Origin of the sequence: Pseudomaricurvus sp., from assembly GCF_965662505.1 — a bacterium.
Lineage (GTDB): Bacteria > Pseudomonadota > Gammaproteobacteria > Pseudomonadales > Cellvibrionaceae > Pseudomaricurvus.
On sequence record NZ_CBFIHX010000125.1, the window covers coordinates 1 to 10,111 of the forward strand.

Annotated in this window: 8 protein-coding genes; 4 read left to right on the top strand and 4 right to left on the bottom strand. The window is 53.5% G+C overall.

What is annotated here, in order from left to right:
- Positions 1–914 (top strand): putative bifunctional diguanylate cyclase/phosphodiesterase (locus ACTG33_RS14310; RefSeq protein WP_439135900.1); only part of this gene is annotated, 914 nt, incomplete at its 5' end.
- A 370-nt stretch (positions 915–1,284) separates the two neighbouring features.
- Positions 1,285–2,703, top strand: coding sequence for an aldehyde dehydrogenase family protein (locus tag ACTG33_RS14315; RefSeq protein WP_439135901.1), 1,419 nt, complete (start codon positions 1,285–1,287; stop codon positions 2,701–2,703).
- 159 nt (positions 2,704–2,862) lie between these two features.
- Here ACTG33_RS14315 and ACTG33_RS14320 read toward each other — a convergent pair whose 3' ends face one another.
- Positions 2,863–3,774, bottom strand: coding sequence for a DMT family transporter (locus tag ACTG33_RS14320; RefSeq protein WP_439135902.1), 912 nt, complete (start codon positions 3,772–3,774; stop codon positions 2,863–2,865).
- 268 nt (positions 3,775–4,042) lie between these two features.
- Between ACTG33_RS14320 and ACTG33_RS14325 the strand changes: the two genes are divergently transcribed.
- Both ACTG33_RS14325 and ACTG33_RS14330 read left to right on the top strand, forming a co-directional pair.
- Positions 4,043–5,038: a 2-dehydropantoate 2-reductase gene (locus tag ACTG33_RS14325; RefSeq protein ID WP_439135903.1), complete on the top strand. Its 996-nt coding sequence runs from the start codon at positions 4,043–4,045 to the stop codon at positions 5,036–5,038.
- 181 nt (positions 5,039–5,219) lie between these two features.
- Positions 5,220–6,035, top strand: a complete 816-nt coding sequence (locus ACTG33_RS14330; RefSeq protein WP_439135904.1) for an alpha/beta fold hydrolase — start codon at positions 5,220–5,222, stop codon at positions 6,033–6,035.
- Between the two features lie 114 nt (positions 6,036–6,149).
- Here the strand turns inward: ACTG33_RS14330 and ACTG33_RS14335 are convergent, their stop codons facing one another.
- The 3 genes from ACTG33_RS14335 to ACTG33_RS14345 form a co-directional block, all read right to left on the bottom strand.
- Positions 6,150–8,153, bottom strand: a complete 2,004-nt coding sequence (locus tag ACTG33_RS14335) for a TonB-dependent receptor domain-containing protein (protein WP_439135905.1) — start codon at positions 8,151–8,153, stop codon at positions 6,150–6,152.
- A gap of 162 nt (positions 8,154–8,315) precedes the next feature.
- Entirely contained in the window at positions 8,316–9,836 is a 1,521-nt protein-coding gene (locus ACTG33_RS14340; RefSeq protein ID WP_439135906.1) for a sensor histidine kinase, read from the bottom strand.
- Positions 9,829–10,111, bottom strand: a 283-nt coding sequence (locus ACTG33_RS14345; RefSeq protein ID WP_439135907.1) for a winged helix-turn-helix domain-containing protein, incomplete at its 5' end; no start/stop codon positions are given. The genes ACTG33_RS14340 and ACTG33_RS14345, both read right to left, overlap by 8 nt.

Here is a 10,111-nt window from a genome sequence, read left to right on the forward strand (position 1 = left end):
CATTGTTACGCAATTCGGATACGGCGCTCTACCATGCTAAAAACATAAGCCATGCTAAAGCTGCAGGCCACGCTAAAAACGTCAGTGGACGGCGTTACCAATTCTACAACAAAGCCATGAATGCCAGAGCGGAAGCTCGCGCTCAGTTAGAACGGGAATTTCGGCAGGCTTTGAAGTTGCAATCGAAAGAGCCTCAGTTCGAGTTGGTGTACCAGCCGATACTCGGTGCAGAAGATGGCACTACACATGCAGTGGAAGCTCTGGTGCGTTGGCAGCATCCAGAGCGAGGCATGTTGTTGCCTCAGGACTTTCTGCACATTGCCGAGAGCACCGGGTTGATAAGAGGGTTGGGCGACTGGGTTTTACGGCAGGCTTGCAGTCAATGGTTGTTGTGGCGAGATCAGGGCGTGCCTGTCGGGCGGGTTGCGGTCAATGTGTCCAGAGAACAGTTCGAAGGTGGACACCTGCTGTGTTCCCTGCGAGATATTGTGCAGGCCTATGCTATCCCTGCCGGAGTGCTGGAGCTTGAGTTAACTGAAGAAACCCTAGCGTGTCACCGGCTGCGAATTTCAGAAGCGCTGGAGGAAATCCGTCGTTTAGGCGTGAGTGTTTCACTGGATGATTTTGGCACTGGTTATTCATCCGTGCAGCAGATGAAACGCCTGCCGGTGGACAATCTGAAGGTCTCCCGAAGTTTTATGGAAGCACTGCCGGCCAACGAGGATCGGTGCGCGGTTAGGGCGATAGTCGCGCTGGCGAAAAATTTGGGTTTCAAGGTGATTGCCGAAGGTATCGAGACACCCATGCAGTTGGAGTTTGTTCAGCAGTTGGAGTGTGATGAAGTACAGGGGTATTTGTTGAGCAGGCCTGTGTCGGCGCGGGATATGATGGGGGTCGCAAATACGCTGGATTAAGGCGCTCTCATTTGTCCCTGGGCGCCTGATCACGGAGTGTTCTCAATATTCGCCCAAACTATGTTATAATACGACACTGTTGATTAGATGGATGTCTCAGGACAGAGGTGAACGGCGCCATGTGGGTCGGAACCGGGATGCGTGATACGCAGTCTGCTTTTGCAGTTTTTTGCAATAATATAGCCCATCTGATGCGCAATATAGTCCATCTGGTACGCAATATCGTCAATTGGCACTGCGCCGCCGACAGCCTATTGTGCTCCGGATAATGTTCGATCAACACACGTCATGATGAGCTATTAGGCCGATTACAGTCTGATTGCCCAATAGCGCGTTATGAGCGATAGCTTACAGATTGAGAGGAATACTCATGGCCCTTGAAAAGCCAATTGCCGATACTGATGAAGCCCGCAATATTGCGGCCATGGTTGCCAGAGCCCGCGCGGCTCAAGCTCAAATTGAACACTATACCCAGGAGCAGATCGACGAGCTGATCACTGCCATGGTATGGGCTAACTGTCAGCCAGGTGTTGCCGAGAAGATCGCCCAACACACTGTGGACGAAAGCCAGCTGGGTGACTACAACGGTAAATTCACCAAGATTTCAGTAAAAACCCGTGCGGCTTTGCTGGATATTATTGATGACAAGTCTGTCGGTGTGATCGAAGAAGACAAAGAGCGCAATATCATCAAGATCGCCAAGCCGGTTGGCGTCATCGGTGCTTTGTCTCCGTCCACCAACCCGGAAGCCACGCCGGTCATTAAAGCGATTAACGCCGTTAAAGGCCGCAACGCGATTATTATTGCGCCGCACCCACGCGCCAAGATCACCAATAAGATGATCGTGGACAACATGCGTGCGGCCATTGAGAAGCTGGGCGCGCCAGCGGATCTGGTTCAGGCCATTGAGCTGCCTTCTCTGGATGGCACCAACGAGCTGATGAAACAGTGTGACCTGATTCTGGCCACCGGTGGTCCGGGTATGGTTCATTCCGCCTACTCTTCCGGTACTCCTGCACTGGGTGTAGGTGCGGGTAATGCCTGTATTACTGTGGACGAGACCGCTGATCTGGATTTCGCCGCTGAGAAAATTCGTCTGTCCAAGACCTTCGATCTGGCGGCCAGCTGTTCTTCCGACAACACCGTGATTGCGGTTGAGTCCATTTACGACGAGCTGTTAGCAAAATTGATCGACAAAGGCGGTTACCTGGCACAAGCCGGCGATTACGAAAAAATCGCAGCGGTACTGTGGGAAGATGGACACCTGAATGCCAAGGCTGTTGTTAAGCCTGCGCCGGTGTTGTGTGAAATGGCGGGTATCGAGATTCCTTCCGATCGCACTTTCATCATCATGCCAGAAACCGGTTTCGGTCCTGAGCACCCGTATTCCGGTGAGAAGTTGTCCGTGATCATGGCGTTCTACAAAGTGAAGAACGTGGATGAAGCTGTTGAGCTGACCAACAATATTCAGGCGTATCAGGGTATGGGTCACTCCTGCGGTATCTACTCCACCAGTGACGAGAACGTTCTCAAACTGGCTTCAGGCACCAAAACTTCACGTGTGATGGTCAACCAGCCTCAGTCACCGTCCAACTCCGGTAACCTGTGGAACGGTATGCGTCAGACCTTCTCTCTGGGTTGTGGTACCTGGGGCGGCAACAGCACCAACGAAAATATCTACTGGAAGCATCTGGTCAATGTGACCTGGGTGTCCAAGCCTTTGGCGACGCCAAAAGTGATTCCTTCGGATGAAGAACTGTTTGGTGCGGTGATGGATAAGCTCAAGTAAGCGAATCCAGCTCACCTGGTTTGTAACGGCCTGGTTAGTAAAGACCAGGCTAGTAACGACCAAGCTAATAAAAAGCCCGTATTTCCAAAAGAAATACGGGCTTTTTTGTGTCTGCAGTAGGCTTTTGGCTATCTACAGAGGCTGGCCAGGGCTAGCGGATTAAGACCATTTACGCATGCGTATCAGCTGAAACACCACAATCGCAGCAAAGATCAACGCGCACCCAGCCCACTGATTCAATTGCATCACCTCATTCAAAACCACAACCCCCAGTAGAGTAGTCCACACCGGTTCCAATACCAGAATCATGCCGGCATTGGTGGCGGTGGTGAATTTCATGGCGTAAATCTGTAGAGAAAAACGCACCAATGACGTCAGTAGAGCGCAGACTAAAATCCAGCCCCAGGCGTGCAGCCCCCAGTCAAACGTCAGCGTTTCCCGATGATACAGCGCCGCAATAATCGCCACCGTGCAGCCAATGATACCCACCGTGGTGAGCTGAATGGCGGTCAGCGGTATCGCAGGAATGTTGGCCACGTGGCGCGAGGTCATCACAAATTGCAGGGCGAAGATCACGGCAGCGGTTAATAAGTAAATGTGAGACTTTTCCAGCTGAATGTCGTCCCCCAGGGTCAGCAGCCCCAGGCCGCCGACGGCCATGGCCAGGGGCAGTAACACCTGCTTCGAGATCCGGTCGCCGTAAACAATGCGGCCGACCACCGGGATTAAAATGACTACCAGGCTCATAATGAATGAGGCTTCCCCCACCTGCTCGCTGTGCAGCAGGCCCTGTACCCACAACAACAGGGCGACGCCGAACAGCAGTCCCGTTTTGATGGAGATGATCCACTGTTCACGAGTCAAGGTCCGCAGTGATCGGTTCACGATCAGCCCCAGTACAACTCCCGCAATTAACGAGCGCAGTCCGATAAACCAGAATGACGGGACGTATTCCAGTGCGGCTTTCGAAAACAACCAGCCAACGGCAGCGATCAGGGTCACCAGAATCAGAATTCCGTCCCCTTTGAGTCTGTTGGGTGTTGGGCTGCTGGAGATAAGTTTGTCGGACATGGGATCCTTAAGTTGACCCCCATTTTCAGGGTGTTGGAGGTGGTGTGCGTGAGGGCGGCTATTATAGGTCTTAAGCTGGTGGAAGTTATAGGGGTGACAAGCCATAGAGGGTTTATAGCGATAGAAGTGTCATCTGCATGACAGTCTTCTGGCAGCTAATTCGCTCTAATGGTGCCGGATATCATAATTGGCTGTATATAGAATAGGCTGTATAGAGCGCTGGCTGAAATCAATAACAACAAAGGTCAATAACAACAAAGGTGGCGAAATGGAGCATGTCGTATTTGGTGCAGGTCTGGTGGGAGGCTTTCTTGGCGCAGCCCTGATGGCTTCAGATCAGTCCGTGGGCTGGGTGGTGCGAGAGGCAACTCGGCAAAAATTGCAACATGGACTGAAAATTACGGATTACCATGACTGCGAGGCTTCGGTGACCGACTTGCAGTTTGTGGTGCCGAACCCAGAGGGACATTTTGATGTGCCGCCTCCGCATTATCTGTGGTTGACGGTTAAATGTACGGCGCTTGAGGCGGCCCTGAACGAGATCGGGTCATTGGTCGGGGCCGAGACCGTCATCATCTGTTTGCAAAATGGCCTCGGTGCCGAAGATCGTGTGCAACAGGCTTTTCCGGATCACACTGTGATTCGCGGCGTGATGGCGGCCAATGTGGCTGAGTTAAAACCCGGTCACCTGCATCGAGGCACTCAGGGCGGCATTATGCTCCCCAGAGTGCCGGAAACCGAGGCTTTGGTGTCTGCGTTCCAGCAACCCGTCTTACCCCTGCGCCTGCTGGATGACCTCACGGGGCTGCTGTGGGCCAAGCTGCAACTGAACCTGAATAACCCCATCAACGCCCTGGCGGATATTCCGCTTAAGCAGGAACTGGATCAGCGAGACTACCGTCGTGTGCTGGCTGCGGCGATGGAGGAGCTGCTTCAGGTGGCCAAAGCCAAAGGTATCGAGTTGCCGCAGCTGGGGCCGCAGCCCCCGCAGCGCACGCCTAAATTATTGAAACTGCCGAACTGGATATACCGCCGTGCCGGCCACAAGGTGGACGCCAAAGCCCGTTCTTCCATGTGGCAGGACTTGAAAGACGGCCGCCAGACAGAAATCGATTTTCTCAACGGCGCTGTAGCCCGTCTGGGAAATGAGTTGGGGGTGAGTTGTCCGGTGAACCGGGCGCTGACGCAACTGATTCACGAGGTTGAAGCGGGTAAGCGATCACGGGGAATTGGCGCCAGAGAGTTGTGGAGTTTGGTTTCCTGACGTGGGCGAATTGATATAAATGGGCATGGAAGCCAATCACATCATCTGTTGTTGTGTCGCCGCAAACCCTATTATGTGAGCGCTTTCACAAATAGCCTAGGGATTGGCCGAGGCGTAGTAGATGAGCCAGCTTGAGTCGAAAGAGCCAGCTGGACCTGACGGAGACGGACGAGGGAAAAATATGACGGATAAAGATAGAGAGACTGCGGCAGGCAGAGCGGCGCCGGACATTGCCGGACGAGTCGAATCGTTTGACGGGGTAGAGATTTTTTATCAGTGGTGGGAGGGCAAACAGTCTCGTCCGCCCGTGGTTCTGTGTCATGGTTTCGTCGCTGACGCTAATGGCAACTGGGTGATGCCGGGTATCGTGCCGGGTCTTGTGGCACAGGGGCACAGCGTATTGACGATGGATGCCCGCGGCCACGGACAGTCCGATAAGCCCCATGACCCTGATAGCTATGGCGAAAGCAAGATGGCCAAGGATCTGAAGGCGCTACTGGATGAGTTGCAGATTTCTGAAATCGATCTGGTGGGTTATTCCATGGGGTCTGTGGTGTCTCTGATCTTTGCCAGTCAAAACCCCTGCGTGCGTCGTCTGGTGATTGGCGGTGTGGGTTCTGCGGTGGTGGAACTGGGTGGCGTGGACACGCGAGCGCTGTCCAATGGCTTGCTGGTTGAGGCTCTGTTAGAAGATGATCCTGCCAAAATCACCGATAAGGAAGCGGCGGGTTTTCGCGGCTTTGCCGATGCGTTAAAAGCCGACCGCAAAGCTTTGGCAGCGCAGGCGCAGTCCATGAATAATCAGCCCATTGCCCTGGGTAATATCCAATGCCCGACTCTGCTGTTGACCGGGGATAAAGATCCTTTGGCGCAGCGTCCGGAAGTCCTGCAGGATGCCATTGCCCGTTCAGAGTTATCGGTGGTTGATGGCGATCATTTGTCGATATTGGGCGATCCGAAATTCCAGTCAGCGTTGCTGAACTTTCTTCGAGACTGATTAGACTTTCGACCGCTCATGAAAAAGCCCCGCCGCACTTAGGATGATGTATCCATAATGCGGCGGGGCTTTTTTGTTTGAGCTTTAAGTCGGACTGGCTAACTTTGAGGCGGCTTAAAACCGCACGGCCGCACTCAAACGAATATCTCTGCCCGCTTCCTGAGAGCCGACAATGCCGGTCCAGCCGGGGTTGTGCTCAAAGTCTTCTACGCTGGCGTGACTCAGGTACTGTTTGTCGAACAGGTTCTTGACGGTCAGATTAACCGTCAGGCGGTCATCGCCAAACGGCAACCAGCGGGCGTAAAGATCATGGAGGCCGTAACCGGGCTTTTCGGTGGTGAGCGTTGAACCGCCGACATTCACCAGTTCGATATCGTCTATGCCCCGAACAAACTCGGCAGTCCAGCCGGCGAAGAAGCTTTCGGTAAACTGGTATTGCATGTCCAGCACCAGAGAATCACCGGTGGAGTTACCGGAGGAGCTGTACTGATAGCGGGTCACCGTCTCGCCATCCAGTTCACTGTCGGCGCTGTTGAGAGCTGCGGACAATGACAGTTTTTCCCAGTGGTAACTCATTTGTGCGTACACACCGGTGGTTTCGATATCGTCGTCCAGGTTTTCAGAGTATTTGGCCCAGGGAGTAGCGCCAGCAATAGGGTCCTCAATTTCGGATTGATACACACCCATGGCAAAGGTGAAGTTACCGGAGAAGTAGTCCAGACCCAGTTCGTAGTTTTGGGCTTTTTCGGCTTTCAGATCCGGATCGTTGCTGTAGGAGGACAACTTAAAGGAGTCTTTCACTTCTGCACCCCGCAAGGCGGTGGCATACCCGGCGCTGACACTCCAGCCAGGAGCGAACACATAGTTGGCACTGATGTTAGGGGAGAACCCGTCGGAGTCGATATTCTGACCGTTGACGTCTTCCAGTTGATAGTCATCGTAACGGACGCCCGCTGCGACAGTCAGATCGGGAGTAAACTGAATAACATCCTGTACATAGAAACCGTAGACTTGACCGTTTTCTTTGTGGGTATTTTCAAAACGGCTTTCGTCGTCGCGGTAATTCACTCCGTACACCAGCTTGTGATTGCCGATCAGGCTACGGTTCTCCAGCGTCGCGCCCACGGTGTCTACCTGGCCGCCGTAGTTGATGCCTGCGTATTCACGATCCTGTTCCAGCTGAGTGCTGTAGGCGTTCAGGTAGATATCGATCAGATCATTGCTGCTGGCGTCGAAGTTGTAGTTCAGCGTGATGGTTTCACGGGAGCCTTCGGTGGGCTCCGGAACGTTTTTGAAGTTGGCAATCAACTCTGGCTTGTAGAGGATGTCACCTTCCTCTTCCAGTCTCTCGAAGCTGAGAGACAGGTAGTGTTCTTCGCTCAGGTTTGCCACGGCTTTGGCGTAACCCACTTTGCGGCCGAAACCGGTGCCGAGGATCTCGTCACCTTCACCGTCTTCAAAATTGTCGAAGTCGGAGTCAATCATGCTGACCATACCGCTGAGTACGCCGCCGCTATCCGCACCAAACAAGGTGGCGCTGCCTTTGTAGCCTTCACCGTTGCTGAAATAGCTGGCTTTGATCAGTGAGCCGAAAGTCTCGCCGGGCTTTAGCAGATCGAGAGGATCTTTGGTGGTGAAACGCACGGAGCCTCCCAGCGCGCCAGGGCCTGCAGTCGCACTGCCGGCACCGGCTTCTACTTCAACCTGCTTCAACAATTCCGGTTCGATAGTAATGCGACCGGAGTGGTGGAAAATGGAGCCGGCCTGCTCAGCCCCATCCACCGAGATGTTCAGCATGTCTTCACCGACATTACGGACGTAGATTTTCTGCCCCATACCCACAGAGCCGCCCACGCTGATTTGTGGATCCATTTGGAAAACATCGTCGAGGCTGTTGGCCTGCATATTTTCCAGTTGCTCCAGTGTCACCAGATTGTCGAGACCGCTGGTGGCCTGACCGATTACCTGGATCATTTCCAGTTCGCGGTGTTTGTTGTTTTTGGGGGTGGTTTGTTCCGCGGATTCAGCGGCCAGAACGCCTGTGCTGACGCTGGCTGAGACCACGGCTATGGCAAGGGCGTGAGGTGTAAAACGTACGCGTTTAGCGGGAGAATTCATGATGATACTGCCTTCCTGGTTTTCTGAGTGCTCACTATTAAATAATAATGATTCTTGTTTGCGGGTAATTATCAATAATAGGCGTCAAAAGTGAAGCATATTTACAATTGTTACTTTTGCCGGGGTATCGGGGTTACAGGAAGGGAGGATGATTCAGGCAGTTCAACGATCCGAGGTTTTCGAGCCTCTCAAAGGAAGTGTGATGGTGATCTCCAGACCATAAGAGATAGCGGTTCCAGGTATGGTGTTCTGATGGTTGGCCGCCTTGCCGTTCTGAGCCACTATCGCGCCACCAGCGGCTTCAACCTGGCGCTTGGCCAGCGCCAGCCCAAGTCCAAAACCACCGCGTACTCGCTGTTGGTCTGCAGAGGCGGAATGCTCCGAATTCGAGGAGTTAGTACGGGACTTATCCAGCTGAAAAAACGGTTTGAAGATATCCGTCAGATAGGCGTCTGGAACGCCCGGACCCTGATCGCGCACTTGTATTTGGTAGTGATTACCCGAGGAGCGGAGGCTGAGTTCGACCCGCAAACCCGGTGGAGTGTGGCTGAGTGCGTTGCGGATAATGTTCTCCACCGCCTGCCCGAGGGCTCTTTGACTGCTGTTGTGCAAAGGGGCTTCTTTATGGAGGTATGCGTCGAGTTGGTGATTCGGAAACTCAAACCGGGCGTCGTCGCAGATGACTTCGAGTAACTCTGTCAGATCAAAATCGTCCTGTCGCAAGCGAGGGTTTTCATTGCTGAGCCAGGCCAAAGTGAGCGCATCTTCCACCAGACTGCGCATGGTGGAGGTTTCATGGCGCAGGCGAGCCACCGCCTGTTCCGGGTCAAAGCCCGCTTCCAGACCGTCTACCGCCATATCCATGCGCGCCAGTGGTGTGCGCAGTTCGTGAGACAGGTCAGACAGCATTTGTCGCTGGGTAGTGATGAGTTCGCTGGTGCGTTCGGCCATGTGGTCAAAGGTTGTCGCCAGTGCGGTCAGTTCGTCATCGCGGTTGCCGAGGTGATTGCTGGCGCGGACATCCAGCTGGCCCAGGCTGAATTGATGAGTGGCCTGTTCCAGTCGTTGCAATGGCGCCATGACATGGCGGTATATGACATAGGCCATCAGACACAAAATAAACAGCGGCAGCGCAATTTGCAGAATCAGAACCGTATAGGGGAGTAGGGCGCCGGGTCGCATGCGCTGCGGTAATTGCATGATAAAACGGGCTTCACCGGTACTGAAGGGAACTTCAATGGTGGGGTTGTTGGTAAAATAGAGGTGTATTTTCCAGCGTACATCACGCCCAAGATTGAAACGTTGAATATAACCCTGATCAATTTGGGTGCCGGCAAGGGGAGTCAGTTGTGGGACGACAATCGCAGCCCAGGTGGCTTCCCGTTCTTGCAGCTGGTTAATCCACGTGAGCAGTTGTTGTTCATCTTTCTGATTGTAGAGTCGTTCTGCTTCGGCGCCGTATTGCAGAATCTGTTGCTGGTATTGCGGTTCGATAAAGCTCATCTGATTTTCGGTATGGCGAGTCAGATTGTCCACAAACAGAAACAGCAGAACCGTGCCGACACCGATGATGGCCAGCAGTTTTAACAACAGCGGGTTGCGTGAGAACAGTTTGCGGAATAACGGTTTGCGCAAGGGAAGCGTTGGGTCTCGGCGGTTGGAAAGGGTAAGGGCGTCAGTCAAAGCGGTAGCCTTGGCCGTGTACAGTGGCGAGCCTTTCCGGATCCATTCCTGCCTCTACCAGTTTGCGTCGCACCCGACTGAGATGCATGTCCAGCCCCCGGTCATATCGGCTGTAGGCCTTTTCCATAACGGTTTGGTACAAATAGGGCTTACTCAGAATCTCATGACGGTTTTCAACCAATACCCACAGCAGACGGAATTGCAGCGGTGTGAAAGCCAGCCGCTGTTGGTTGTAAGTGACCTGTCGGGTGGTTCTGTCCAGATGCAATTGATTG

Excerpts from the sequence above, each read along its gene's own strand:
- ACTG33_RS14315 (WP_439135901.1), top strand. The coding sequence starts at position 1,285 with ATGGCCCTTGAAAAGCCAATTGCCGATACTGATGAAGCCCGCAATATT.
- ACTG33_RS14335 (WP_439135905.1), bottom strand. The coding sequence starts at position 8,153 with ATGAATTCTCCCGCTAAACGCGTACGTTTTACACCTCACGCCCTTGCC.
- ACTG33_RS14320 (WP_439135902.1), bottom strand. The coding sequence starts at position 3,774 with ATGTCCGACAAACTTATCTCCAGCAGCCCAACACCCAACAGACTCAAA.
- ACTG33_RS14325 (WP_439135903.1), top strand. The coding sequence starts at position 4,043 with ATGGAGCATGTCGTATTTGGTGCAGGTCTGGTGGGAGGCTTTCTTGGC.
- ACTG33_RS14330 (WP_439135904.1), top strand. The coding sequence starts at position 5,220 with ATGACGGATAAAGATAGAGAGACTGCGGCAGGCAGAGCGGCGCCGGAC.